This is a genomic window from Pantoea sp. 18059, assembly GCF_902706165.1.
Taxonomy (GTDB): Bacteria; Pseudomonadota; Gammaproteobacteria; order Enterobacterales; family Enterobacteriaceae; genus Pantoea; species Pantoea agglomerans.
Map to the genome: position 1 here is coordinate 58,441 of NZ_CACSJS010000009.1, position 24,283 is coordinate 82,723.

Genomic DNA, 24,283 nt, shown 5'->3' on the forward strand with positions numbered 1-24,283 from the left:
TTATGTTGCGCTGACAACAACCAGACTCAGGAATGAGAGATGAAAAGAGTTTTGCTTAGCGCATTAATTATTGCCGCCCAGGCGGGATTAGCGTTCAACACCCAGGCTGCAGCAGAGAAGCCCGAAACAGTTAACATTGGTTTTCAGAAAGCCAATATCTTCGCCCTGCTGAAATATCGCGGCACGCTGGATCAGGAATTTAAGAAACAGGGGATTGCGGTTCACTGGATTGAGTTCCCGGCCGGGCCGCAGATGCTGGAAGGCCTGAACATCGGCAGTATCGATCTGGCCGCAACCGGCGACGCGCCACCGACTTTTGCTCAGGCCGCACAGGCCGATCTGGTTTATCTGGCACATTCTCCCGCCAACCCCAAAACTGAGGCGATTGTGGTGCCCGCCGACTCCCCCATTAAAAGCGTGGCGGATCTCAAAGGCAAACGCGTGGCGCTGAATAAAGGCTCTGACGTTAACTATCTGCTGGTCACTGCGCTGGAACAGGCGGGGCTGAGCTATAAAGACATTACACCGGTCTATCTGCCACCCGCGGATGCGCGTGCCGCTTTCCAGCGCGGTGCAGTGGATGCCTGGGTAATCTGGGATCCTTACTACGCAGAAGTTGAAACCAACGCCCACGCGCTGCTGATTAAAAATGCCGAAGGCCTGGTGCCACACTACACCTTCTATCTTGCCAGCCGTAAGTTTGCGGAAACCTGGCCGCAAATCGCCAGCCAGGTGGTGGATGAGCTTGGGTCGCTAAGTACCTGGGCCAATCAACATCAGGAAGAGGCGGCAAAAATCATGTCCACCTCAACCGGTCTGCCGCAGCCGATCTGGCAACGGGCGCTGGCAAGGATGCCGTTCGGGGCTGAGCGGATGACACCTGAAGTCTTCACGCAGCAGCAGGCTCTGGCCGATAAGTTTACCCAGATTGGTCTGTTACCAGTGAAGGTCGATATCCGCAGTGCAACCTGGTCGCTGGATAAGAAATAGGGGGAGGCGGGCGGCGGCTGATTAGCGGAACCTTCGCCTGACGGCTGATAACGTCATCGCCTGGAGTTAATCAAGTGCAGGCGGATTAGCGTGACGTGTTATCCGCGCATCAGCCTGGGCAGATAAGGTCCTGTCACCGACGTTCAGCTCATCCTCGCTGAAAACGGTTTAAAGTCCTGATGGTGCTGTAAGAAAGATGCCCTTTACGTTAGTAAAGGGCATCGATTAACCTGTATTAAGAACATATTTCCTGAGGCTCCGAAAAAAATCATCTATTTCAGTCTGTATTTCAGACAGATAGCTTCGTTATTTCGCTATTTTTTCTTGTATACATCAGCGGTACCTTTAATTTTGTTATTCGTATTGGCTGAGGTCAGCACGAACACATCGCCGCCTTTTTTATCGGCCATTTCTGATAGCTCCGCTTTTGCATCTGAAGGGCTGGTCTCACCTGATGTTGAGATATCGCCTATCTTTTCATACTGATCCTTCACTTTCATAAAATCATTCTTTGACATCATTTCGGCAGCAAATGAGCCAAACGATAAAGAGCAAATAACCACACCAAAAATTAATTTTTTCATATGCGTATCCTCGGAATGTTATAAAAGACGATTAGAATTCGTAACTACATTTAAAACATAGCATATTCAATGCAAACAGCTATTTCAAAAGCTTATTTACGATCCTGTTTTGTGATAACCGATCAGTAATTTAATTAACCACTCATCGTGTTTTCAGGGTAATTTCAAATCAGGGCTTATTACAAAGTCAGGCCGCTCATAACTGTTCTGATTAACTTCTTCTGAAAGGGGGCAAACGGTTAATCGATGGAAAGTTAAGGATATATTTATCATCATCAGTGATCCAGGTAGAGGTAATGCACCCAGCTGGTCATTCTCAGCAAAATTTTACGCATGACCGAAACATGCGTGAAGTGGTCAGAATAGACCGCAACCTGAGCAAATATGCCGTCTGGCAATGCATCAACGTCCTGATTTGGGTTTAATTCAATTATGGCTAATACGCCATCAGAACCTGAAGCAAGGCTCAGTGATTGCACCGTTCCCTGTGCCTGATAAGCTCCGCCTGGAACCACTGGCAAAACTCTGAGCAGTTTTCCTGAGAATACCTGTCCCGGAAGGGCATTAAAAACGACCTCTGCTTCATCTCCCGCCGTCAGGCGAAGCAGGGAATTTTGTCTGAACTGAGCAATGATCTGACGTTTTTGTACAGGAATGAATATCATGACCGGGCGCAGCGGCAGGGCGGCTGCGTAGCTTCCGGGACGGATTAAGACCTGAGTGACATAACCATCACTGGGTGCGCGAACAACCGTCTGATCCAGGTTATACCGGGCTTCTGCTAATTGCGCGCGCAGACTGGCTATCTGGGATTGTTCTCCTCCTGATACACTGGTCAACTGGCTTCTGAGCTGCTCCTGTTCCGCCAGTGAACCTTTTACCAGGGCATCCTGCGCCAGAAATGCCTGCCTGGCATTATCAATGTCACGTTCGGAGAATGGATTGACTTTCGCCTTACTGCCTTTGAGATAGCGTTGATAGTCCAGAAATAATCTATCCCGCTCAGCAGATACATGGGTTGTGTAGGCAACGGCTTCGCTTAATTGTCCTTTCATCGCTTCAATATTGTTAATAGCGGTGCTCAGGTCGGCTTGTAATCTTTCGACGCGGACCTTATAACGTGTCTGATCCAGGGTGAAGAGCATTTCTCCCTTTTTAATAAGCACTTCTTTTTTATCAGTAACTTCATTTACGACGCCGGTCACTTGTGGAGTAACAGGAATCGCGACAACCGCTTTTTGTGCCAGTGACGTATAGGGATGGTTATAATTCATTAGCAGAATTAGCGCGCTGACCAGAAAAACGCCACCGAGGGCCGCTGTTGGCACTGTCCATTTATTGACGGGTATGCGAAATATTTTAAAAACAGCCCAGGCTATCGCAACGTAGCTTAAAATAATGAGCAGATCCATATCATCGCTCCGGTCGCAGCGGTTTCGAATCAGCCTGTAAACGCTCCAGTTCTGCTACGCGCTGCTGCAGTTCCAGTAATGAAGTGTATTGACTCTGCATCCCCCAGCCGCGCTCAGGACGATAAAGCGTGGCCCAGATCCACAGGAAAGGCCATATGACATGCAGTGTAAACAAACTCACCCAACCTGCAACGTGAATGGCATCGGCATGAGGATGATTACGGGACTTTGCGATTAAATAAGGAATATCATGAAGAACGATAATTCCATAAAAAATAATTATGAAAACGAAGATCAGCATACCCAAAGCAAAATAGTTAAGGAACATAGGTGCCTCTGCTAAATTGGAATGCGAAGTAAAAATAGATCGGCTGCAAGAATATTTCAATTCGTAAAAGAGTTAACCTGACACACCTCGTTGACAGACGCAATACCATAAAGTCATGCAGCGCTCAGGGATTTGAGGCACTTCAGCAATGACGTAGTTGGGCAATACTGTTCATTGGTGATGATTTTAGTGGATTTATTACACTTTAAACGCAGGATTATTCCACTTTATTTTGAGTCGCTAACCTCCATGATGTTGGTAACTGATTGATTTGATTTTATTAAAATAACATGAAACGTTGATCACAGATTTGTATTTCTAAAGCTTTATTTAAAAAAATATCTTTATACTTATTAACTATCCTGTCCCGACGTTGTTGCGAATTATCCGATCCATTATTTACTGGAAAATAATGGATCTCCGTTTGATAGCAGATTTTATGATCCTGACTTATCGAAATTTAACGCTTAATGATGAGATTAACTATCATGGCCTCAGGAAAGACGAGCGAATACATAGCCCCGGGATCGAATCCTGCTTCAACAGAACGCCCTGAAAAGTTCAGGTTACTCTGTTCTTACACGAGTCCATACTTTGTCGGATAAGCCGGATAGTGCTCATGTAAACCCCAACAAAAGATGGTCTTCTGTCTGGATCATTCCCTTTGTCACGCTGCTCATCGGTGCCTTTTTATTGTATTACCATAAAAGCCAGCAGGGACCTCTGGTGATTCTGATGACCGAAAACGCACAGGGGATTAAGGCAGGTAAAACCGTAATAAAAAACCGCAACATTGATGTGGGTGTCGTTGAAAGTACCGAGCTTACTGACGATCTTAAGCACGTCGAGATCAAGGTTCGCATGCACACTGGTATGCAAAAACTATTGCACGGCAATAGCGCTTTTTGGGTGGTCAGGCCTGAAATTGGATTCGAGGGGATAACGGGCTTAAGTACCTTGTTCTCAGGCGCCTATATAGCCTTACAGCCAGGTTCTCCGGGGCCAGCGCCGGAACGCTATCGGCTGTCAGATGCGCCTCCCCAGGCCTCACCGAATGCAAACGGGATCAGAATCACGCTTAATAGTCGTGAAGCGGGGCAACTCATGCCGGGCTACCCGGTTCTGTTTCGCGGCCTGCGTGTCGGGTCAGTCGAGAACAGCCGGTTTGATATGGAAAAAAGGATGATGCGTTATCAGGTTTTTATCGCTTCGCCCTTTGATCAGCTTGTCACCTCAAACGTTCGTTTCTGGAAGAATAGTGGGATTGCTGTAGATTTATCCTCATCCGGGATGCGCGTGGAGATGGGGTCCATCACCACATTATTAAGTGGCGGGGTCAGTTTTGACCTGCCTGAAGGCGTGGCCCTGGGCCAGCCGGTTAAGGGCGTAGCAACTTATACTCTTTATGACGATCTGCGAAGCATCGCGAATTCTCGTTATACCGAACACCTCGACTTCGTGATGTTCTTTTCCGATTCTGTTCGCGGACTTCAGGCAGGCGCGCCTGTCGAGTTTCGTGGAATACGCCTGGGGACGGTTGCTCAGGTTCCTTTTAACTCGCCAGAGATAACCCAGAATTTTCGCAGCCATTATGAGGTTCCCGTACTGATTCACATTGAACCCCAGAGATTCATGAGCGGTATGAGGGAAGACTTTGACCTGGAGAAAAAGTTACAGCTGGGTAAAAAACAGGGGTTAAGAGGCTCGCTGAAAACAGGCAGTCTGCTTTCCGGTTCGCTGTTTATCGACTTAGACTATTATGCAAATGTTGAGCCCGACAAAGGACCGGATATCGTCGCGGGTTACAAAGTCATCCCCACAACGCCTGGTGGTTTAAACCAGATACAGCAAAAGATTGTGGCTATAGTGGATAAGATGAACAGTCTTCCGCTTCGGCCACTGATTTCAGTTGCGACCGGTACGCTAAAACAAAGTCAGCGCACCATGACAGAAATACAAAAATCGCTCAGGCATATTGATGGATTTATCAGCAGCCCTGCAATGAAAACACTGTCTGAGGATATGCAGCAAAGCCTGCAACAGCTCAGCCGCAGCATAAAAGGTATTCAGCCTGGCTCGCCCGTATATCAAAAACTGACGGGGGATATGCAGCGTCTGGACCTTGTACTCAGAGAATTGCAGCCGCTACTCAAGACCTTAGATAAGAAAAGCAATGCGCTGATTATTCAGGATGCTGCAACTGACGATCCTGTTCCTGTCGGCGCGAAAAAGAGAAATGAAAAATAACCCCATCTTCCGGCATTTCAAATAGCTCATTCAGCCTTTGCAGTTCATCAAAAATAGCCATTTGTATCTACCGAAAGAGACTGGTTACCAGGTCTTCAGGCTGCTACTATAAAGACCTGTTAAGCAGTCCTGGAGGCTCTATGCCAAACATTATTTTAAGCGATACCAGTGCCAGCGTAAGCGAACTGAAGAAAAATCCAATGGCCACGGTTAATGCAGGTGACGGTTATCCTGTCGCCATTCTTAACCGCAACCAGCCTGCATTCTATTGCGTCCCGGCTGAGCTTTATGAACAAATGCTTGATGCCCTTGACGATCAGGAACTGGTTAAGCTGGTCAGTGAACGTAGCAAACAGCCGTTAATTGATGTCGATTTGGATGCGCTTTTGTGAGTTATACCGTCAAATTCAGGGAAGAGGCATTTAAAGAATGGCAGAAGCTGGACAAATCTCTCCAGCAGCAGTTTGCCAAAAAACTGAAGAAATGTTGTGACAATCCCCATATTCCTTCTGCCAGACTACGTGGGATTAAAGACTGCTATAAAATCAAACTCAGAGCGTCCGGGTTTCGCCTGGTTTATCAGGTAATAGACGATCAGCTGGTGATTGCCGTTGTTGCTGTGGGTAAACGCGAGCGCAGCGATGTTTATCATCTTGCCAGTGAGAGGATGCGGTAGGGAGGGAGGGCTGTGTCCGATGAGTATTGACGTAATTCAAGCGATATTGATAATCAGACACTTTATTTAACATAATTAGTATTATGCGCACTTCTGCAGATGGCCAATTTGGTAGTGTCACTTGATAGCAGAAACGGCAAGCTATCAGCGTCAGATGGGAAGGGATGAAGACGGTCAGGTGAAAGGGTATAGCCGGTGCATCAGCACCGGGTTTATCCTGCCCCGAAGGGGCTACCGTCCTGGCAGTTCGCGCGATGCAAAAAGGCAGCTCAAGCTTCCTCTGGTTCGCTTATCTCAATACTGGTTATGTGCAGTCCGGCATGTGACATCATGCTGACCAGCTTATCAATTGAAAAGCAGTTGATCCGACCTCCTGCCAGCTCGGACACTCTGGGCTGTGAAACGCCCAGCGCAGCAGCAGCAGTGGCCTGATTCAGGCCATTACGTTTAATCCAGCTATTCAGGCGGCCTACTAACTCGGCGCGGAGTTTCATATTTTCCGCCTGCTCTGGCGTTTCGCTAAGAGCGTCCCACACATTATCAAAAGTCTGAATATTCATTTTTTACGCTCCTCAACCAATCGGCGATAACGATTTCGGGCAAGTTCTACGTCACTCTGGCTGGTCTTTTGTGTCTTTTTCTGGAAACAGTGCAGCACATACACGGCTTCTTCAAATTTGGCGACATACATGATCCGGAAAATGCCGTCATTACCCCGGATTCGGATTTCACGTGCTCCCTGACCTACCGTAGCAAAATGCTTCCAGTCGTCCGGCTCCAGTCCCTGCTGGATCAGGTCAAGCTGATACCCTGATGCGGTGCGGGCCTCTTCCGGGAAAGCCCGTAGATCCTCAAGACTGCTGTCAATAAAACTGATTTTCTTACGCATCATCACCTCATTATACGAAATTTCGTATATTGTGCAATTTCTGCATTACTCATGCACCCCATACAAACCCGTAACCACTGCTTCCCTACCATGTAGTTTCCTGCTGTTTTGTCCATGGCCTACATTGCTCTGATAAAATCCAGCATCGCCTTGATCCGGCGCTGGCTTTTGAGACGTTCTTCAAAATCGTTGAGATAGTAAGCCGGTGTATAGCGCACCCGGTTAAACTCCAGCGTCAGCGTATTACCGGTGACAACCTCGGCTGCAATGCCCAGCAGGGAAAGCTGTATAAACGCCATATCCACCGTGACAGGATCAATATCAAATCAACTGACGGACATCTGAACTGATGGATTAAATCCGGCTTCAATCAGGCAATCTGCATAAGGTAGCATCGGTCATGTGGGTGTAATTAAGCAGGCGGAAGTAACGCACACCGATACAGGCATAAATGTCCGTTATCCCGCCGCAGTACATTTCTGCAAACATGAACGTTTCACAGTCCCCGTTCTCATTGCATGCCTGTTTCAGCGGATAGAGTCTCCCCAGCGCATCAGTAAGCGATGAAGGAGATGGGCAAGCCCGTCTCAGAGTGCATGATGGTGGCTGCGCATGGCTGGGATGTGGGTGGAGCAAAACGTGCAGGCATGAAAACTGCATTTGTTACCCGCAAAGGGCAGGCACTGTATCCGCTGGCGCCTGTGCCTGATCTGATCGTCAGCGATATTGGCGAGCTGGCTGCAAAGATAAAACCGCTTTGCTGACCCGCCGTTTACCGCAAATACTTTAATGCCGCGAGAGTTACTCGCTGCCCAAAAACGCTAATAAAAGGCGTAGTTGATGCGAAAACACTAACAATATTCTTAAATCAGGGCTTAACCACGATACACAGCAGGCCGATGACAATAATCACTACGCCCGCCAGGCTGTGCCAGCTGAACGCCTCATGGAATACCGGCAGACAGACAGCCACCAGCCACACCAGCACATAACTGAGGCTGAGCAGCGGATAGACGCGGTTCAGCGGAAAATAGCGCAGCGCCCGAATCCAGCAGAGCATTGAAACACCATAAGCGCCCAGCCCGGCCAGCAGCAGCAAGGCGGGCAGCAGGGCAACAGCAGGCAGCGACGTTATGCTGCTGACATCGGGCAGACGCGGCATCGCCCAGCGCATCATCAGCTGTGCCGCTGAGACCAGCAGCACGCTGCATGCGACCCATCCATACCCTTTCATAGCTGGCTCGCCATCAGCGCCACACCCGTCACCACCAGTAGCGTGCCGAAGATCTGGCGCAGCGTCAGGCGCTCGCGCCAGAGGATGCGTCCTGCCAGCGCAACGAAAATGAAGTTAAGGCTCAGCATCGGATAGGCCTGGCTGACAGGCACCCGCTGCAGCACCAGCAGCCAGAGAAGCATCGCGACACCCAGCAACAGCACGCTCACCCCAATCCAGCTTAAGCGGACCCGGCGCGATGCCGCGTGAGTCGCCTGTTTCTGGCACAGTTGCGCGCTGCAACTGAGCAGACTGACCAGTACAATCAGCAGCAGCATCACTTCATCTGACTGTAATAGAGGCAGACCAGCCTGCCCTGGCGATAGACGGCGTCCGGCACCGGAACATCCTCGCCGATATCACTGTGTACTGAATCAACCAGCAACAGCAGTGATACGCTTCCCGTACGGCGATGATCGGCAAGCCAGCCGCCGAAGTCCGCCTGAGAGACAAAGCGGGATTGCGCATCAGGGTAGCCCAGCCCATATTCCAGCTCGCCTTTGGTGTCATAGAAGCCGATATCGCTACGTTGCAGATGCCAGGCTGCGGCAGATGCCACGCCGGGATTGTCCGCCAGGATAAAGTGACTTGAGGCCAGACGCTGGCTAATCGTCGAGACAAAGCGCTGCGGCTGTTTGGCGTCGCGGATTTTATCCGGGATTGCCGTGCCAATAAACAGGGCGACGCCCAGCGGGCAAAGCGCGGCCGCCAGCCAGCGGCGCTGTGCAGAGCGGCAGCTATATGCGCCCACCAGCCCCCAGATGAGAAATGCCAGTGCCCCCAGCGCAAGCTTCAGCATCTCGTGCGTGGCGAACAGCGGATGATGCGTCACACTCCAGGGAGCGAGCACCAGCACGACCGTTGCCAGGGTAATGATGCCGAAAATCAGGTTGAGCCCGCCATTGACTGTTAATACGCGCCCTGCCCGCTGTGCGGCGTTCAGGCCATAGTGCGCCATCAGCAGCGACAGCGGCACAAAACAGGGCAGGATATAGGTTGGCAGCTTGCCTTTTGCCAGGCTGAAAAACAGCAGCGGCATCACCGTCCAGCTCAGCAGATAGAGCGCACCGGGATGCTGCTGACGCTCGCGCCAGCCGGTCATCAATGCGCCCGGTAACAGCGCCAGCCACGGCAGCGTTCCCAGCAGCAGAACCGGCAGGTAATACCAGAAAGGCGCTTTGTGCTGGGCATTGTCCTCAGCAAAGCGCTGAATATGCTCAACCCAGAAGAAGTAGTGCCAGAAATCCGGTGCCTGATGATAGATCGCCAGCGCCCAGGGTGCGCTGATCGCCGCGGCTGAGAGTAGAGCCAGCGGACCGAAGCAGAGCAGTTCGCGCAGTCGCTGCCGCCAGATCGCCCAAGGCAGAATCGCCAGCACAGGCACTGCCAGCGCCAGAAAGCCTTTGGTCATAAACCCCATGCCGCAGGCGAGACCCAGCAGCAGATAGCCGCCCGCCCGCCCGGCGCGTCCGCTGGCCTCCGTCGCCAGCCAGAAGCTGCACATCGCGGCAGCCAGCCAGAGCATCAGCATCGGATCGAGCACCGCATAGGTGCCAACGCCATAGACCAGCAGCGAACTGAGGAAAATAATCGTGCCGACGGCAGCCGTGCGTGCCGAACCAAACAACCGCCTGCCGAGCCAGTAGATCAGCACGGCGGTCATCGCCGTAGAGAATATCGATCCCGCCCGCACGCCAAAGTTGTTGTGGCCAAACAGCCACTGACCCAGCGAGTTGACCCAGTAACCCGCAATCGGTTTTTCAAAATAGCGCAGACCGAAGAAGTGTGGCGTCACCCAGTTACCGGTTGCCAGCATCTCCCGGCTGATCTCCGCATAACGGGTCTCATCCGGCTGCCAGAGATCGCGGAACATCGGCGGAAGCAGGTAATAGAGAATAAAAAAGCTGAAAAAAAGTAGCCACTTCGTGTTGTTACGTATCCGCACTAGTTCGCCTCTTCAGTCAGTTTCTGGCAGCCCAGCCACCCTTCCCGTCCGGGGATTTCGCCCCTGACTACTTTACCCACTGGCAAAGTAGTCAGATCGTCGGGCAGCAGCTCGCTTAACGGGCAGAACTGAATGCCGTGACGGTCCGCAACAGCCAGCAGCTGGTCAAAGTCCGGGTAGCCGATAATCCCTTCGACTTCGGCATGCACGGTGTAGACCGCCCCATCGTCAGAAGAGAGCATTTTCGCCAGAATGTAGTCGTTATAGCCTTCTGCGCTGACCTCGCGGCCAACCACTTCATCCCATGTGGGCAACGTCACCGGAATCTGTACAGTACCAATCTGTCCATCCGGCAGCATGGGCCGGAACGGGCCGCTGCCGCGACAGTCGCTGTTGTAGTGAAAGCCAAAGTCCTGTTTGGCGGCGATCACCCGGCCATCGGCTCGCCAGCCCGCGACGGCCGAACAGCTGACAGGATGACCGAGTATCTCACTCAGCGTTTCGGTGCCACGTGCTATCTGCTCAACCAGCTTATCCTGCGGCCAGACACCGGCCCAGGTCTGCCAGGCAAAATGGTCCCAGGCGTGCAGACCGACTTCGTGCTGACGAGTGGCGTCCTGCATGATGTGCCGCAATCTCCGTCCCATCTGTTTTCCCGGCCAGGCCGTTCCGGCGAGCAGGATGTCCCAGCCATAGAGCGACGCGGCGCGGGAGCGCAGCATCTTCATAAGAAACGCCGGTTTCACCAGCCGCCAGAGATGGCGGCCCATGTTGTCTGGTCCCACGCTGAAGAAAAAGCTGCCCCGCACCGCATGACGCCGGAACAGCTCAAGCAGCGCCGGCACGCCCTGCTTCGTGCCGCGCCAGGTATCTACGTCAATCCGCAGACCGATCTTCTTCATCACTTATCAGCCTGTGGCTCAACGGTGCGCAGGAAGAAGTCGAGCGTGTTGTCGATAGTGACATCCATCGTCACGGTCGGTGTCCAGCCGAGCAGGCGACGCGCATTGCGGATAGCCGGTTTACGGTGCTCCACATCCTGATAGCCTTTGCCGTAGTAGCTGCTGCTTTCTACTTCGCGGAAACCGGCAAACGGCGGGAACTGGCTGCGCAGCGGATGACGTTCAAAGCTGGCCAGCAGCTGCTCGGCCAGCTCTTTGATACTGGCTTCGTTGTCCGGATTACCGATATTGATGATCTGACCATCACAATTCAGCTGTTTGTTTTCGATAATGCGGAATAGCGCCTCAACGCCATCCTGAATATCGGTAAAGCAGCGCTTCTGTTTGCCGCCGTCAATCAGCTTAATGGGCGAGCCTTCTACCAGGTTAAGAATGAGCTGGGTTATCGCGCGGGAACTGCCGATGCGCGCTGCATTAAGGTTATCCAGACGCGGTCCCATCCAGTTGAACGGACGGAACAGGGTAAAACGCAGCCCCTCTTTTTCGCCGTAGGCCCAGATAACGCGGTCCAGCAGCTGTTTGGATACCGAGTAGATCCAGCGCTGTTTGTTGATCGGCCCGACGACCAGATTAGAGCAATCCTCATCGAAGCTGTCATCGGTACACATGCCGTAAACTTCTGAAGTGGATGGGAAAATGATGCGCTTCTGATACTTCACACAGTCGCGAATGATTTTCAGGTTCTCTTCGAAATCGAGCTCAAACACGCGCAGTGGATTGCGGGTGTACTCAATTGGCGTGGCGATGGCTACCAGCGGCAGGATGACGTCGCATTTTTTGATGTGATACTCAATCCATTCGGAATGGATAGCGATATCCCCTTCGACGAAATGGAAGCGCGGATGATCCAGGAAGCGGCTGATCGCGTCTGAACTGATATCCAGGCCATAGACCTCGAAATGCTCATCCTGTAACAAACGCTCAGTGAGATGATTACCGATAAAGCCGTTAACGCCAAGGATCAGCACGCGGGTACGACGTTGCAGCGCTGACTGCGGTTTTGAATAGAGCAGTGCGCCAGGGACGATGCCCAGACTCTGCGCCAGCTGGCTGCCATTCATGTAAACGCCATGCTCGGACTGGCCGGTCTGGATTTCCAGCGCGCCTTCGCCACAGGCGATCAGGAATGGCTGCTTAGAGAGTACCGTCCCTGGCTTTGCCTGATGCTGCTGCGGATGAACCCGGCTCTTCCAGACGATAAATTTAACCGAACCGGCAAAGGCGAATGCGCCAGGCCACGGATCGGTAACCGCTCTGACCAGATTGTGAATCGTCTGAGCAGGCTGATTCCAGTCAATGCGGCCATCCTCGGCCGTGCGACGATCTACCCGTGTCGCCTGACTTTCATCCTGTGGCCATTCACTCACCTTACCCTCGCGCAGACGAGGTAAAACGTCGCCGAGCAACTGCTCTGCAGCCTGGGTCAGTTTACGATGCAGTGTCAGCGCGTTGTCCTGATCCTCAATAGCGACCTTCTGCTGCGCCAGAATATTACCGGCATCCGCGCGCTTCACCATGCGATGTAGCGTAACGCCCGTTTCAGTTCCGCCGTTGACCAGCGCCCAGTTCAGCGGTGCCCGGCCGCGATATTTTGGCAGCAGCGAGCCGTGCAGGTTAAAAGCACCCTTTTGAGCGCATTGCAGGATCTCATCACTCAGCAGATGGCGATAGTAGAAGGAGAAGATCATCTCTGGTGCCATGGTGCGGATGCGGTCAAGCCAGATCGGGTGATTCGCCTCGTCAGGTGCATAGACCGGAATGCCATGCTCTGCCGCCAGACGGGCTACTGAGCCGAAAAAGTGGTTTTCGGTCGCCACATCGTTGTGAGTAAAAATGGCGGTGATTTCATAGCCTGCACTCAGCAGCGCATTGATGCCGACACAGCCCATGTCGTGATAGGCGAAAACAACGGTCTTCATGATTGAATATCCTGTACTGAAGGCTCTTCTGGAGCGTGAACAATGCGTTGAACGAAATAGCGCGGACGCGCCCGAACGTCGTTGTAAATGCGCCCGATGTACTCCCCGAGCAGTCCCATACCCACAAACTGGGCGCCGATAAACATGAACAGCACGGCGAACAACACGAAGACGCCGTCACCCGCCCAGGCCGCACCAAAAAAGAGTCGCAACACGATCAACACCAAAGAGAAGGCGAAGCCTGAGAGCGCAATCAGGCTGCCGACCACGCTGAGCAATCGCAGCGGTGTGGTGGTCAGACAGGTCACCAGGTCGTACATCAGGTTGATCAGGCGCATAAAGCTGTATTTCGAATCGCCAAAAGCGCGCTCGGCATGGATCACCGGCAGCTCAATGGTGTGTCGGGCAAAGGTGTTGGCCAGGATCGGAATAAAAGTGCTGCGTTCGTGACAGTTGAGCATCGCCTCGACGATGTGGCGACGGTAGGCGCGCAGCATGCAGCCGTAATCGCCCATCGCCTTGCCGGTGACCCGCTGAATCAGCCGGTTGAGCGTGCGCGAGGCCTTACGACGGAACCAGCTGTCCTGGCGCTGCTGACGGACGGTACCCACCACGTCATAACCCTGACGCGCGGCGTCAACCAGCCGCGGGATCTCTTCCGGCGGGTTCTGCAGATCGGCATCCAGCGTAATAATCAGATCGCCACGAACCTGGCTGAATCCGGCCATGATGGCGGAATGCTGACCGTAGTTGCGGTTGAGCAGCACGCCGGTTATCCGGCTGCCGGGAACGGTGGCGGCCTGTTCAATCAGTTCGGCAGAACGATCGCTGCTGCCGTCATCCACCAGCAGAATTTCATACTCAATCTTAATTGAGTCACAGGCGGCGCAGGTGCGCTGAAGCAGCTCCGGCAGACTCTCCTGCTCGTTATAGACCGGGATGACCACGGAGAGCATGTTGATCGGTTTGATATCGCGCATCTCAGGCTCCGGCAATGTCATGTAAAGCCTGAATCACACGTTCGACATCCTGATCCGTCATTGACGGAAACAGTGGAATCGAACACATCTGCTGGCTGTTAAGTTCACTGGCGGGAAGACGTAAATCGGGATAGTGCTCGCGATAATATTTATGGGTATGCGCCGCACGGAAATGCAATCCGCTGCCGATATCCCGCGTCTTCAGTGCCTGCATAAAGGCATCGCGCGACAGACCGCAGCGCTGTTCATCAATGCGAATAATAAACAGGTGCCACGCATGCTGATGTGGCCAGGCGGGCAGTGACAGCGGCGTGAACGGCAGCGTGCGCAGCGCTTCAAGATAGCGTTCAGCAATCTCACGGCGGCGGGCAATAAAGCCCGGCAGTTTCTGTAACTGCACCAGCGCAATCGCCGCGCTGATATCGGGCAGATTGTATTTAAAGCCCGGCATCATGACTTCCGCCTGCGGCAGACGCCCCTGGGTATGACGATCAAACGCATCCACCGCCAGGCCATGAAACTTCAGGCTGCGTATACGATCGGCGAGAGTGGCGTCATCGGTCACCACCAGGCCCCCTTCCGCGCAGGTGATATTCTTGATGGCATGGAAAGAGAAAATCGCCGTGCCGCGATGCCCGACCGGTTTTTGGCAATAAGTGGTGCCCACCGCGTGAGCCGCATCTTCAATGATGGCGATGCCATTCTGTTGAGCCAGTTGATAGATTGGCGCGAGATCGGCAGGTGCACCAGCGTAATGCACCGGAATAATGGCGCGGGTGCGGGGCGTAATCGCCTGCGCTATCCGGTCCGGCGTGACCATCAGGTTGTCGGGATCCACATCAATCATCACCGGCGTGGCACCCAGAAGCGTGATCAGATTCAGGGTAGAGACCCAGGTCATGGACGGCGTGATCACCTCATCGCCAGGCCCGATCCCCATCGCCATCAGCGTGACATGCATTCCGGCAGTGGCAGAGCTTACTGCAATGGCGTGCTGGTTGCCGGTCATCTGAACAAAGGCCTGCTCCAGTTCGGCGCATTTTGCGCCGGTCGTTATCCAGCCAGAGTCAAATACCGCTTTAACAGCAGCCAGCTCTTCATCACCGAATGAAGGCCGGGAAAATGGCAAAAAATCCATGCTAAAACTCCTGCAGATCAAACCCATAAGCTGTCGCGCGTTGTTAATCAGGCACAACGCCGGAAAATAATTGAAATAGCGAATGACTCACAGTCGGCCAGGGTGTTATCGACACCACGCTTTCCCGTTCTGGAATTAAGGTTACCGGACTGCTAATACAAACTACCGTATGAAAGTTAACTGAACATTAAATGAAGAGTGTGAATTGAAATAAAATCAAGGGAGAGCAAGTTAAGGATTTCAGAAAAAGTTCACTATTAAATGGCTAATAATAGCCCTGACCTCAACTCTTTTTGATTTATTGATATTTTGTTTAAAATCAGCAGGCTCTGTCAGTCACCAGAGCAGGATTCAGCTCATCCGAATGAAGTCACTTCTGGAAAGAAAAATTAACACGCTGAAATTGCTGGGCTAAATTCAGTCTGCTACTCACAGTATCACATCGAAAAAAATAGCGCTCCGCTCATCTCAGGATGAATCACAGATTAATAAAGCCGTCTTAATGTATTCTTAATATTTTTCGTTATTAATGTTCTGCCCTTGCAATAATCATTACACTTTGGTGATTCTCAGGTGACAGTCAGTTAATATCTGTCAGATTATCTGTGCCTGTAAGGTAAAAACAGTGCTAAAAAAAGTGAATAGGATCGCGGTTTCAGGCGTTAACGTTGGGTCTGCCTAAAAAAGAGAAAATAGTGATGATGCGTGCCGCCTGTTTATGCACTCTGTTAGCCCTGCTCAGCCCGGTGCTTTACGCCGCGCCGGTAACCTATGCCATTACCCCCGATAAAACGTCGATAGGCCTTTCATGGCGCGCCTTTGGTCACCAATTTTCGCAGGCCAGACTGCAGGGTGTGAGCGGCACGGTGACACTCAATCCTGATGAAGACCGTGACGATCGTATTGAAGTGACTATTCCGGTAGGGACACTGGTGGCCTCGAACAGCCTGTTAACCTGGCAACTGAAAAGTAACCTGTTTTTTGATGCAGAGCGTTACCCAAACATTCACTTTGTCAGTAGTCGCGTGGCCTCACTGGGTGGCGGCAATTACCGTATTTTTGGTGTGCTGACGGTTAAAAATGTCAGCCGGCCAGTCGTGATGCTGGCCTCGCTGGACAGCGGAAAGACAATTGATCCGGCTTCAGGTTCGCTGGCGCTGCATGCCTCCACCGCCATCTCTCGCTCAGCCTTCGGGATGGATCGGCTGGTCGGGGTGGTTGATGATCGCGTCAACATTGCGCTGGCCATTGCCGCGCAGGGCAGAAAGCCGCTGTAGCGGTAACCGCTGAAGGGTCCGATTAACTGAGTGCTGTCTGCAATGTTTCCGCTGTGGCAGCCAGTTGAGCCGGTGGGTTGCGGCCAATCAGCACATATTGATAGCCGTCACGCTTCCACCAGGCCAGCTGCATGCCATGGCGCTTTTCATGGGCGATCGGATTCGCGCTGTCCGGCTCAGGCGAGATACAGAGCGCCATCGGGCCATAATCAGCATGCAGCCAGGCGATCTGCGCTATTGACGTTCTTTCATAGCGCAGGATCCGCACCATTTTCAGTTCAGCCCCTGGCAGGCTGAGTTGCTGTTGATGCAGCTGCAATCCTAAATCGAGTCGGGTACGGTCCAGCCCCCTTTGCAGCATGGCGGCGTCATCAGGTGTGTCGGCCAGCGTTTCAGCACTGTAGAGCGACATATAACGCGCCTCCAGATCGCGGATATTCTGGCTTTCATCTTTCTCTTCATCTTCCGGTCTTGCCAGGAAACCGATGCCGCTGCCCACCAGCAAAAAGCTGACAGACGCAGCAATCAGAACCCGACGGCTGTAGCCTTTGGCTGGCATTGACTCTGGTGCCGTGATGGCTGCCAGTTGCTGTGCCATTCTGGCCTGCGGTGCCTGTTCCAGCAGCGGCGCAAAAGCCTGTTCAAAATCGAGATTACTTTGCTGTAAATGCTCAACCCGTGCCGCCAGTTCGGGATCCCCTGCCATCGCCTGCTCAAACTGCACGGCTTCCTGTGGCGTCATCTCACCATCCAGCCAGGCAACGATTGCCTCATCGCGCCACGGTGGCGTAAAAGTTTCCCTGTTCATCTCCGTTTCTCCTGCGGTGCGGGCGAGGTCGCCGGCTGTCTGGCCAGCGTGGCACGTGCGGCGGCCAGACGGCTCATAATAGTGCCAATGGGAACCGAGAGCGTCTCTGCCGCCTCCTGATAGGTCAGACCTTCGACATACACCAGAAACAGTGCATTACGCTGCGCCTCGGGTAAGGCGTTAACCTGTAGCATAATGCGCTGGAAATGGCGGTTGTCGTCGCTGGTGGTGTGGTTATCTGCGGCCAGCAGCGCATCGGGATCCACGAATCCCTGTCCCTGCCGGACCTTTCGCGCCCGTAAATCACTGGCCCAGATGGAGTGAAGGATCGAAAAAAGCCATCGATCAATGCGTGTGCCCGGCGTGAACTGCGCGCTGCGTTCCAGCGCGCGTACGCAGGTTGACTGCACCAGCTCTTCTGCCATGTCACGGTTGTGTGACAGCACATAGCCGTAACGCCAGAGCCGCGTCAGATGTTCCGCAAGGTGCTGACGGATGTCACTGTGAGTGATTTTTCGCTCCTCCCTGCTGCATCAGACCTCGGGGTGGCCATTGATTGCGGCCTGCAGATCGCGGTACTCCTCGCAGTCTGTGCCACAAATCCCGGCAATGGTTTTTAACTGTTCGCGCGCCAGATCCGGACGCCCTTTGATCATCCAGGCTTCGCCCAGATATTCACGCACTTTAGCGTAACGGGGATCAAGTGCAATGGCGCGCTGATAATAGCCAATGCCCTCGTCCGTGCGGCCCAGTTTACGGGTAGCGTAACCACGATAGTTCCAGGCTTCGCGGGTATCCTGATTTTTCAGCGTATCCAGCAGGTTCAGCGCCGCCTGATATTCGCCCTTTTTCGCCAGATGCCAGGCATAGCGGGTTTTATCGTCGTCACTCAGCTTGCTGGTCTTCTCAGGCACACAACTTTTAGTGTGACTGTCATAGACCTGACCTTTGGGGCAGTCAGGCGTCTTTTTATCACTGTCATTGTCGCCCATCGCCATACTCAGCGGAGAGTGCAGCATCAGCAGCAGTGCCGGAACGGCAAGCAGAGAAAAACCAGAATGCGTTGTCATAATTTATCCTTATCGGGTCTGTGAGACAGGCGATAAAGCCCGCCGGATGCAGTCCGCTAGCGCGGCGCTGTAAGGTAAACAGCTCAGCGCCGGTTTCTATTCGATAAAAATAAAATTATTTCTTTGCCAGAGTGCCACGCTGAATCAAAACAGCAGTTTTTCCACCGCACAGAAACGCCGTTCCGCCAGGGAGATCACCGCAGCTTCCGCAATCGCCTGGGCTTTCAGTCCATCCTCAAGGCCAGGAAGATCGTCAACCTGCTCACCGTTCAGCGATCGGATAAACGCATCCAGATGAGCATAATAAGTTGGCTGCACCCGGCTGAACCAGTCGGGCAATAAGCCTGGCTGCTGAATCTGCGCACCCTGATAGCAGCTGACGCCGCGCTGTGGCTGAGAGGCTGATTCCAGCATCCCGTGCGGTCCCATCACACTGATGCGTTCATCGTAGCCATAGCCGGTGCGGCGGACATTATCGAGCTGTGCCAGCGCCCCGCCCTGCAGCCGCAATAGCAGCGTGCTGGTGTCCACGTCGTCAAATTCCCTGATCGAGGGCAGAGCCAGCGCTGCACCCATCGCAGCCACCTCTGTCACCTCCTCTTCAGTCAGCCAGCGCAACAGGTCAAAAAAGTGGATAGCCTGATCGCGCATCTGTCCTCCGGACGCCTGAAGATAGGCCAGCGGCGGCATGGCTGAGGAGCGGCAGACCATCTGAATCAGTTCCGCCGGGCCGATCCGCCCCTGGCGGAGTTGTTGCTTCAGCTGCTGATGGCTGACATCAAAACGGCGATTAAACCCTACTGTGACCGGCACGTTGTAAGGAAGAACATTAGCCACGGCAGAGCGGGCCCGCTCAAGAGAGAGATCGACCGGTTTTTCACAGTAGATGGCTTTACCGGCGCGGGCTGCGGCTTCCAGTAAGTCAGCATGTGTCGGCGTCGCGCTGGCGATCAGCACCATATCAATCTGCTCATCATTTATCGCCTCAGTGACAGACGCGGCCCGGGCACCAAAGCGGATCGCAAAGGCAGCGGCGCGAGTGGGTTCTGCATCTGCGACCCATACCAACTCAACTCCGGGGTGCGCCTGAAGATTCGCGGCATGAACTTCACCAATAAAGCCACACCCCAGCAGGGCAACACGTTGCTTTTTATTCATTTTTTTGAACTCCATCATAGTCCGGCAGAAAGATGCATCTGCAGGATAACGCTGCGTTTTACACTGGCGGCACGGTGTTTTGAGGTGTTTACCTCACAGGAGATCGGCATGTCGCTGAAAGAGGTCGCCCGACGGGCAGGTGTGGGACTGGCAACCGTGGATCGGGTGCTCAATGAACGTGGCGGCGTCGCGCCGGAGACGGTTCACAGGGTGCTGCAGGCAGCACGTGAAGTCGGGCTGAAGCGGATCCTGCCGGAGGAGCATCGTCATCCTTGGCAGATAGAACTGCTGCTGAGCAGCAACGATTCGTTTTTCTTTAAGCAGCTGGCACAGGATTTTACTGAGGTTGCCTCGCATCTGGGCTATCGCCGGTTAACGCTGCGCCGCACTTTTGTCCCCGAGGCTCAGCCAGAACGACTGGCAAAGCTTATCAGGCAGGGCGGTGAAACGCGGGATGGTCTGATCGTTTTTGCCCATGAACATCCGGCGATCTATGAGGCGCTGGACCATTGCCAGGCGCGTGGCGTACCGGTGATCTCGCTGGTCACCGATTTACCCGGTGCCGCCCGGCTCTGTCATGTGGGGATCAATCAGTTGCAGGCCGGACGTACAGCCGCTCAGCTGATGGGCAAAATGCTGCATCAACCCGGTGAGGTGTTGATGGTCAGTGGGCACCAGGATTACAGCGCACATCGTCAGCGTATTGAAGGGTTCCGTGACCTGATAACCAGTCGGTTTCCCCATCTTCAGTTACGTGAAGTTCTGGCCGCCCAGGAAAATCGCGACACCCTCAGTAAGTTGCTGGAGAAGCAGCTGGTTCAGAGCGGTCATCTGCAGGGCATTTATAACACCGGGCTGGGGAATACCGAGATCGGGCAGGCGCTGGCACGACATCGTCGGCTGAATCAGTGCATCTGGATCACTCATGAGCTTTACGCCACCACCCGCACGCTGATGGCGCAGCAGAGCGTTGCGCTGACACTGGATCAAAACACCGGGCAGCATGCCCAGCTCGCGCTGCAGCTGATGCTGAATTATCTGGAGCAGGGAGAGAGACCCGATATCTACATTAACGGAAAAGTGGATTTCATCATTTATACGGCAGAAAACTGTCTGTAAAGATTGCCCGTTGTGTCATATCCACCGGTAAAGAAATATGCTTTACCTGCCGTCGATCATTGCATTCAGCACTATTTCCCGCGCGAGACAGTGCCCGGGAAAGTGGCTCACTGGCTCAAAAGTGCATAAAAAACAGCCTGCCACAGATAATCTGATCGCAGTGACAAGCTGAAACCGCCCCTTTATGTCAGATAAAAAATCTAACTATTATCTAAATATTAAAATATAAATCTATATATGCATTTTTTATGGTTTTAATATTCAGATGCAGAGTAATGACGTTAATATCGTATCCGACTGAACAAACAGCGAAGTGAAACGGGTGAATTAATGTGCGACAGAGGTGCGGAAACAGAGCAGGAATAACACTCGCAGTCCTGAACGGTTAGCCATTAAAAGCGTACTTTGCAGAGTTGATCAATATCAAAACTTAATGGGTTTTTATCGTCATATTTCTATTGGGTTTCACTTTCTGCCAGGTTGATGCTAAGTTCTCGTCGGTTTAAAACAGGGCAGTATGAAGAACCGTTTCACTGATATTACGGCCACCCTGAATTTTTCCTGCGCCAGCACGGTGCCTGACTAATTAATGAGCGTCTGATTTGGAAAAGTGTTTATATCCGGTGCGTACCAGAACTGAGAGAGTGCTGCACGCGGTGGCATTCGAAGTTGTCGCTAATGTGCTGGTTTTCTTTATCCTGATTATTTTTACCTCCGCAGCACCATCGCAGTCGTTGTTGCTTACATTGGTCTCATCGACTCTGGCTATGGGATGGAACTACCTGTTCAACCTGATGTTTGACAGTGTTCAGCTAAGAACAGGATTTAAAAAGAACTTGCGAATGAGATGCCTCCATGCCGTTCTGTTTGAGGCGGGTCTGTTATTAGTGTTAATCCCCTTTGCAGCATGGTGGCTGGATATTACGCTATTCTCAGCGTTGAGACTTGAATCCGGACTGGTGCTATTTTTTCTGACTTATGCTTTTCTGTTCAATTTGTTATGGGATTGGGGAAGATCAGCAAAATCAATGAAGATATAAAATTAATGTATCATGCCATTAAAATTTACTTTCAGAAATTAACCTTTCGCTTAGCCGGCTAATGGAACTTCGCGTGCGAGTGATCGCGCCCGAATGTATCCGATGCGTAAGGAAACAAGTATATCTGGTGTCAGGAGCCGCTTACTCTCGCCTGGCAGCATTGATATAACGGCGCGTCTGCATAACTTAAGTTCAGACTGCGTATAAGCTCATTTCACAGGTTAAATCAGCAAGAATATTATGGACAAAGTCTACTATCTGAATAAGTTAAGGAACTGCCCGTCAACCGATATTCTGGATATCGTAACAAGCTATATGCGGAAAAAACTTCCTGGTGACGACCTCTCTTCATTTGAAGGCGCTTACGATCATCGTAAAGCCGAACTAATAATGAATGAAACCTACAGTGAAGTTCCTTCAGAAGTATGGAGACTGGTGTGCTGAGGCGAAAAAAGGAGGGCAGGATCACTCATAACCCATTATCTACTGAGGGCTGATCACCCTGCAGATCATCAATTCCTGATAATCCTGGCGCGATGCATTTTGATCTCCGTCGGGCAGAATCGGTGAACAGATAAATCAGAGCATCACCTTTAGTGCTGTGATGCTCTGTCATTCTCAACAAACGCACGACATAAAGCGCTGTAAGAAATAGTAAGACAAACCTGCCAGACCACTGTAAACCGTTTTAAATATGACGCCAAAACTGGCTTCATCTGTTGTATTCAGAAAAGCTCGTACAAATAATGCATTACGGACTCACACGACTACGATAATGATTATCTGTTCAGGCGATATGCTGCCAATTTAGCTCATGCTCCACCAGCACCGATCACGGAACGGCAAATCGTGTCAGGGTGATAAAAAAGGCTGCTCAGTCGTTAAGCAAGGGTGTATTAAGCAGATTCAGATGATGCAATACCATTAAATTTAAATGTTGTTCGCCTGAACAGGGAGCATGCAGGCGAACAAAACGGGAATTCATTTCAGATGGTCACGATGATACAGAGCCCACTGCTCAATCCTTTCTCCAGAGGGTAGCAGGCAATATGCCGAAGATTTTTCCTGGACCTGCTGACCACCGCGATTAACGCAATATTCACTGGCTGGATTACGCATTGTTAAACGCTGCGGTTCCTTGCTGTTCGGTGTGCAGGCGATAAGTAGTGAAGCCAGTAACATCAGTGAAACTCCTGCTAACCTGTTTGTGACGGTCATAAAACCTCTCTTAACCTTATTTTTGTGAATTAAGCATTTACCCTCCAGTGGTGTGATTAAGTCTGATAGCACAACAACGACTTTATCAGGAATCCTCCTTTCTCCTGCCACATGTTAACCTCAGGGGTGACAATCATCATGTTTCCATTCTGCCGTCCACTCTGCACTCACCACTATGGGTAGCGATGCATAATTATAGCGTGCTGCCACTAAACCCGCGCTTAACAACCTCACGCGACACATAAGCAGATAGACCTTTAATGCAGTGATTAAAAAATGAATAAAGCCAAAATTAGAATGCATGTGAATATAATTAACAAAAACCCCATTATTACAATCGATGCATTATCTTAATTTTTAATGGAAATTCCTCGCGAATAGGGCATCGCCTTTAACGTTTACTTAAAACAGGCACACTTGCGATGCCTTTACATAAATCCTTTTCCCGCTGCATAATCCCGCAACATTTGTATGCGCACTGCCATTAATGGGATCAATATAACCTACAACTTATTGGTATCGCTTAAATATCGCTGCTGCTTAACACCTGAATAACAACTCACGATTCAGGTGCCATTTAACGATCAGACTATCAATAAAATCTTAAGGAAGAGTGACTGAGATGAATAATAAATTCCCGCGAAATAAAATCGCAAAAGCATTAATGCTGGCAAGTGGGATGGGGGTTGTGCCTCTGGTTAGCTATGCTGCAGTCATCGGAAGCCAGACAGGCAATGAGATCATCTTAACTGATGGCACCACGCTGATTGCCGACCAGTCATCTGGCGACGGTTATTATGGCATCCTGGTTAATGGCGCTACCGCCGCAACGGTTACCATCGGCAGCGGCAGCACAGTTCGCGTGTCAGATGCTGAACGTTATGCAAAAGGGATTTTTATTGAAGCGGCAAACAGTGAATTTACTGCAGATAAGTTAACCCTCAACGTTTCCGGTAAAACAGCGGTCGGCATTGAGTTCGGCGGAAAAAATGTAACCGCCAGTTTAGGATCAGGTTCCTCGGTCACCACGGTAGCATCAGGTGATTCTTTCGCAGAGGGCGTCGTTGTCAGCAATAGTTCCTCGCTGCAGGCAAACAACCTGCAAATAAGCACCCAGGGCACTGGCGGAACGGCTCTGCGCGTCAGCGGTTACGGAAGTCACGCCAGTCTGGGCGACGACAGTAATTTACAGACGAATGGTCTTAACAGTAATGCCGTTCAGGTTGATAACCTGACCGGTGAGTCGATTA

The 24,283-nt window shown here is 51.9% G+C and carries 26 protein-coding genes and 1 pseudogene; 9 read left to right on the forward strand and 18 right to left on the reverse strand.

Features of this window, described 5'->3' with window-relative positions:
* The first annotated feature begins 39 nt into the window (after positions 1-39).
* Entirely contained in the window at positions 40-990 is a 951-nt protein-coding gene (locus tag GVJ63_RS19650) for a sulfonate ABC transporter substrate-binding protein (RefSeq protein WP_159227262.1), read from the forward strand.
* 314 nt (positions 991-1,304) lie between these two features.
* On the opposite strand, the gene yahO is transcribed toward GVJ63_RS19650, so the two are convergent.
* The 3 genes from yahO to GVJ63_RS19665 all read right to left on the reverse strand — a co-directional run bounded on the left by yahO (position 1,305) and on the right by GVJ63_RS19665 (position 3,314).
* The gene (yahO, locus tag GVJ63_RS19655) at positions 1,305-1,574 is read right to left on the reverse strand and encodes a DUF1471 family periplasmic protein YahO (RefSeq protein WP_010257103.1); all 270 of its coding nucleotides are present in this window, start codon (positions 1,572-1,574) and stop codon (positions 1,305-1,307) included.
* 275 nt (positions 1,575-1,849) lie between these two features.
* Positions 1,850-2,986 (reverse strand): HlyD family secretion protein, encoded by a 1,137-nt coding sequence (locus GVJ63_RS19660; protein ID WP_033786324.1) that lies wholly within the window; start codon positions 2,984-2,986, stop codon positions 1,850-1,852.
* A 1-nt stretch (position 2,987) separates the two neighbouring features.
* A complete protein-coding gene (locus tag GVJ63_RS19665; RefSeq protein ID WP_010257107.1) occupies positions 2,988-3,314 on the reverse strand; it encodes a DUF3302 domain-containing protein in 327 nt (108 codons plus the stop codon).
* 594 nt (positions 3,315-3,908) lie between these two features.
* Here GVJ63_RS19665 and pqiB point away from each other — a divergent pair.
* The 3 genes from pqiB to GVJ63_RS19680 all read left to right on the forward strand — a co-directional run bounded on the left by pqiB (position 3,909) and on the right by GVJ63_RS19680 (position 6,237).
* The gene (gene pqiB / locus GVJ63_RS19670) at positions 3,909-5,561 is read left to right on the forward strand and encodes an intermembrane transport protein PqiB (protein ID WP_159227263.1); all 1,653 of its coding nucleotides are present in this window, start codon (positions 3,909-3,911) and stop codon (positions 5,559-5,561) included.
* Between the two features lie 140 nt (positions 5,562-5,701).
* Positions 5,702-5,953, forward strand: coding sequence for a type II toxin-antitoxin system Phd/YefM family antitoxin (locus GVJ63_RS19675; RefSeq protein WP_033759975.1), 252 nt, complete (start codon positions 5,702-5,704; stop codon positions 5,951-5,953).
* Positions 5,950-6,237, forward strand: a complete 288-nt coding sequence (locus GVJ63_RS19680; RefSeq protein ID WP_010257115.1) for a type II toxin-antitoxin system RelE/ParE family toxin — start codon at positions 5,950-5,952, stop codon at positions 6,235-6,237. Before GVJ63_RS19675 ends, GVJ63_RS19680 begins: the two co-directional genes overlap by 4 nt.
* A gap of 269 nt (positions 6,238-6,506) precedes the next feature.
* Here GVJ63_RS19680 and GVJ63_RS19685 read toward each other — a convergent pair whose 3' ends face one another.
* The 3 genes and pseudogenes from GVJ63_RS19685 to GVJ63_RS19695 form a co-directional block, all read right to left on the reverse strand.
* The gene (locus tag GVJ63_RS19685) at positions 6,507-6,797 is read right to left on the reverse strand and encodes a helix-turn-helix domain-containing protein (RefSeq protein WP_022624282.1); all 291 of its coding nucleotides are present in this window, start codon (positions 6,795-6,797) and stop codon (positions 6,507-6,509) included.
* Positions 6,794-7,126, reverse strand: coding sequence for a type II toxin-antitoxin system RelE/ParE family toxin (locus GVJ63_RS19690; RefSeq protein WP_031292300.1), 333 nt, complete (start codon positions 7,124-7,126; stop codon positions 6,794-6,796). Before GVJ63_RS19690 ends, GVJ63_RS19685 begins: the two co-directional genes overlap by 4 nt.
* A gap of 119 nt (positions 7,127-7,245) precedes the next feature.
* A pseudogene (locus tag GVJ63_RS19695) lies at positions 7,246-7,521 on the reverse strand (SAM-dependent DNA methyltransferase); the annotation flags it as partial.
* Positions 7,522-7,698: 177 nt separating this feature from the next.
* Here GVJ63_RS19695 and GVJ63_RS19700 point away from each other — a divergent pair.
* Positions 7,699-7,890: a hypothetical protein gene (locus GVJ63_RS19700; protein WP_233267992.1), complete on the forward strand. Its 192-nt coding sequence runs from the start codon at positions 7,699-7,701 to the stop codon at positions 7,888-7,890.
* Between the two features lie 104 nt (positions 7,891-7,994).
* Here GVJ63_RS19700 and arnF read toward each other — a convergent pair whose 3' ends face one another.
* The 7 genes from arnF to arnB are packed head-to-tail and all read right to left on the reverse strand — an operon-like array spanning position 7,995 to position 15,343.
* Positions 7,995-8,360: a 4-amino-4-deoxy-L-arabinose-phosphoundecaprenol flippase subunit ArnF gene (arnF, locus tag GVJ63_RS19705; RefSeq protein WP_010257128.1), complete on the reverse strand. Its 366-nt coding sequence runs from the start codon at positions 8,358-8,360 to the stop codon at positions 7,995-7,997.
* Positions 8,357-8,677 carry a 4-amino-4-deoxy-L-arabinose-phosphoundecaprenol flippase subunit ArnE gene (gene arnE / locus GVJ63_RS19710; protein WP_010257131.1) on the reverse strand — a complete coding sequence of 107 codons (321 nt, stop codon included), beginning with the start codon at positions 8,675-8,677 and terminating at the stop codon, positions 8,357-8,359. Before arnE ends, arnF begins: the two co-directional genes overlap by 4 nt.
* The gene (gene arnT, locus GVJ63_RS19715) at positions 8,677-10,344 is read right to left on the reverse strand and encodes a lipid IV(A) 4-amino-4-deoxy-L-arabinosyltransferase (protein ID WP_159227264.1); all 1,668 of its coding nucleotides are present in this window, start codon (positions 10,342-10,344) and stop codon (positions 8,677-8,679) included. Before arnT ends, arnE begins: the two co-directional genes overlap by 1 nt.
* The gene (gene arnD / locus GVJ63_RS19720) at positions 10,344-11,246 is read right to left on the reverse strand and encodes a 4-deoxy-4-formamido-L-arabinose-phosphoundecaprenol deformylase (RefSeq protein WP_159227265.1); all 903 of its coding nucleotides are present in this window, start codon (positions 11,244-11,246) and stop codon (positions 10,344-10,346) included. Before arnD ends, arnT begins: the two co-directional genes overlap by 1 nt.
* Positions 11,246-13,225, reverse strand: coding sequence for a bifunctional UDP-4-amino-4-deoxy-L-arabinose formyltransferase/UDP-glucuronic acid oxidase ArnA (gene arnA / locus GVJ63_RS19725; protein WP_159227266.1), 1,980 nt, complete (start codon positions 13,223-13,225; stop codon positions 11,246-11,248). Before arnA ends, arnD begins: the two co-directional genes overlap by 1 nt.
* Positions 13,222-14,205 (reverse strand): undecaprenyl-phosphate 4-deoxy-4-formamido-L-arabinose transferase, encoded by a 984-nt coding sequence (arnC, locus tag GVJ63_RS19730; protein ID WP_010257142.1) that lies wholly within the window; start codon positions 14,203-14,205, stop codon positions 13,222-13,224. The genes arnA and arnC overlap by 4 nt, the downstream gene beginning before the upstream one ends.
* Position 14,206: 1 nt before the next feature.
* Positions 14,207-15,343 (reverse strand): UDP-4-amino-4-deoxy-L-arabinose aminotransferase, encoded by a 1,137-nt coding sequence (gene arnB, locus GVJ63_RS19735; RefSeq protein ID WP_129063427.1) that lies wholly within the window; start codon positions 15,341-15,343, stop codon positions 14,207-14,209.
* Between the two features lie 698 nt (positions 15,344-16,041).
* On the opposite strand from arnB, the gene GVJ63_RS19740 reads away from it, so the two are divergent.
* On the forward strand, positions 16,042-16,620 hold the full coding sequence (locus GVJ63_RS19740) for a YceI family protein (protein ID WP_033786444.1): 579 nt from the start codon (positions 16,042-16,044) through the stop codon (positions 16,618-16,620).
* A gap of 22 nt (positions 16,621-16,642) precedes the next feature.
* Here the strand turns inward: GVJ63_RS19740 and GVJ63_RS19745 are convergent, their stop codons facing one another.
* The 4 genes from GVJ63_RS19745 to GVJ63_RS19760 all read right to left on the reverse strand — a co-directional run bounded on the left by GVJ63_RS19745 (position 16,643) and on the right by GVJ63_RS19760 (position 19,656).
* Positions 16,643-17,428, reverse strand: coding sequence for an anti-sigma factor (locus tag GVJ63_RS19745; protein ID WP_159227267.1), 786 nt, complete (start codon positions 17,426-17,428; stop codon positions 16,643-16,645).
* Positions 17,425-17,874, reverse strand: a complete 450-nt coding sequence (locus GVJ63_RS19750; protein ID WP_022624293.1) for a sigma-70 family RNA polymerase sigma factor — start codon at positions 17,872-17,874, stop codon at positions 17,425-17,427. Before GVJ63_RS19750 ends, GVJ63_RS19745 begins: the two co-directional genes overlap by 4 nt.
* Before the next feature lie 87 nt (positions 17,875-17,961).
* Positions 17,962-18,498, reverse strand: coding sequence for a tetratricopeptide repeat protein (locus GVJ63_RS19755; protein ID WP_022624294.1), 537 nt, complete (start codon positions 18,496-18,498; stop codon positions 17,962-17,964).
* Between the two features lie 144 nt (positions 18,499-18,642).
* Complete coding sequence (locus GVJ63_RS19760; protein WP_200843129.1) at positions 18,643-19,656, reverse strand: Gfo/Idh/MocA family oxidoreductase; 1,014 nt, start codon at positions 19,654-19,656, stop codon at positions 18,643-18,645.
* A 108-nt stretch (positions 19,657-19,764) separates the two neighbouring features.
* On the opposite strand from GVJ63_RS19760, the gene GVJ63_RS19765 reads away from it, so the two are divergent.
* The 3 genes from GVJ63_RS19765 (at position 19,765) to GVJ63_RS22500 (ending at position 22,259) form a co-directional block, all read left to right on the forward strand.
* Positions 19,765-20,775: a LacI family DNA-binding transcriptional regulator gene (locus tag GVJ63_RS19765; protein WP_159227296.1), complete on the forward strand. Its 1,011-nt coding sequence runs from the start codon at positions 19,765-19,767 to the stop codon at positions 20,773-20,775.
* 602 nt (positions 20,776-21,377) lie between these two features.
* Positions 21,378-21,815: a PACE efflux transporter gene (locus GVJ63_RS19770; protein ID WP_111534880.1), complete on the forward strand. Its 438-nt coding sequence runs from the start codon at positions 21,378-21,380 to the stop codon at positions 21,813-21,815.
* Positions 21,816-22,055: 240 nt separating this feature from the next.
* On the forward strand, positions 22,056-22,259 hold the full coding sequence (locus GVJ63_RS22500; RefSeq protein WP_010257166.1) for an Hha/YmoA family nucleoid-associated regulatory protein: 204 nt from the start codon (positions 22,056-22,058) through the stop codon (positions 22,257-22,259).
* Positions 22,260-22,796: 537 nt separating this feature from the next.
* Here the strand turns inward: GVJ63_RS22500 and GVJ63_RS22580 are convergent.
* A complete protein-coding gene (locus GVJ63_RS22580) occupies positions 22,797-23,033 on the reverse strand; it encodes a DUF333 domain-containing protein (protein ID WP_072008792.1) in 237 nt (78 codons plus the stop codon).
* Positions 23,034-24,283: the final 1,250 nt, after the last annotated feature.

Bases quoted from the DNA above. Each gene is read 5' to 3' on its own strand.
- GVJ63_RS19650 (WP_159227262.1), top strand. From the start codon at position 40: ATGAAAAGAGTTTTGCTTAGCGCATTAATTATTGCCGCCCAGGCGGGA.
- yahO (WP_010257103.1), bottom strand. From the start codon at position 1,574: ATGAAAAAATTAATTTTTGGTGTGGTTATTTGCTCTTTATCGTTTGGC.
- GVJ63_RS19660 (WP_033786324.1), bottom strand. From the start codon at position 2,986: ATGGATCTGCTCATTATTTTAAGCTACGTTGCGATAGCCTGGGCTGTT.
- GVJ63_RS19665 (WP_010257107.1), bottom strand. From the start codon at position 3,314: ATGTTCCTTAACTATTTTGCTTTGGGTATGCTGATCTTCGTTTTCATA.
- GVJ63_RS19675 (WP_033759975.1), top strand. From the start codon at position 5,702: ATGCCAAACATTATTTTAAGCGATACCAGTGCCAGCGTAAGCGAACTG.
- GVJ63_RS19685 (WP_022624282.1), bottom strand. From the start codon at position 6,797: ATGAATATTCAGACTTTTGATAATGTGTGGGACGCTCTTAGCGAAACG.
- GVJ63_RS19690 (WP_031292300.1), bottom strand. From the start codon at position 7,126: ATGCGTAAGAAAATCAGTTTTATTGACAGCAGTCTTGAGGATCTACGG.
- GVJ63_RS19700 (WP_233267992.1), top strand. From the start codon at position 7,699: ATGGGCAAGCCCGTCTCAGAGTGCATGATGGTGGCTGCGCATGGCTGG.
- arnF (WP_010257128.1), bottom strand. From the start codon at position 8,360: ATGAAAGGGTATGGATGGGTCGCATGCAGCGTGCTGCTGGTCTCAGCG.
- arnE (WP_010257131.1), bottom strand. From the start codon at position 8,677: ATGCTGCTGCTGATTGTACTGGTCAGTCTGCTCAGTTGCAGCGCGCAA.
- arnD (WP_159227265.1), bottom strand. From the start codon at position 11,246: ATGAAGAAGATCGGTCTGCGGATTGACGTAGATACCTGGCGCGGCACG.
- arnA (WP_159227266.1), bottom strand. From the start codon at position 13,225: ATGAAGACCGTTGTTTTCGCCTATCACGACATGGGCTGTGTCGGCATC.
- arnC (WP_010257142.1), bottom strand. From the start codon at position 14,205: ATGCGCGATATCAAACCGATCAACATGCTCTCCGTGGTCATCCCGGTC.
- arnB (WP_129063427.1), bottom strand. From the start codon at position 15,343: ATGGATTTTTTGCCATTTTCCCGGCCTTCATTCGGTGATGAAGAGCTG.
- GVJ63_RS19740 (WP_033786444.1), top strand. From the start codon at position 16,042: ATGATGCGTGCCGCCTGTTTATGCACTCTGTTAGCCCTGCTCAGCCCG.
- GVJ63_RS19745 (WP_159227267.1), bottom strand. From the start codon at position 17,428: ATGAACAGGGAAACTTTTACGCCACCGTGGCGCGATGAGGCAATCGTT.
- GVJ63_RS19755 (WP_022624294.1), bottom strand. From the start codon at position 18,498: ATGACAACGCATTCTGGTTTTTCTCTGCTTGCCGTTCCGGCACTGCTG.
- GVJ63_RS19760 (WP_200843129.1), bottom strand. From the start codon at position 19,656: ATGAATAAAAAGCAACGTGTTGCCCTGCTGGGGTGTGGCTTTATTGGT.
- GVJ63_RS19765 (WP_159227296.1), top strand. From the start codon at position 19,765: ATGTCGCTGAAAGAGGTCGCCCGACGGGCAGGTGTGGGACTGGCAACC.
- GVJ63_RS22500 (WP_010257166.1), top strand. From the start codon at position 22,056: ATGGACAAAGTCTACTATCTGAATAAGTTAAGGAACTGCCCGTCAACC.
- GVJ63_RS22580 (WP_072008792.1), bottom strand. From the start codon at position 23,033: ATGACCGTCACAAACAGGTTAGCAGGAGTTTCACTGATGTTACTGGCT.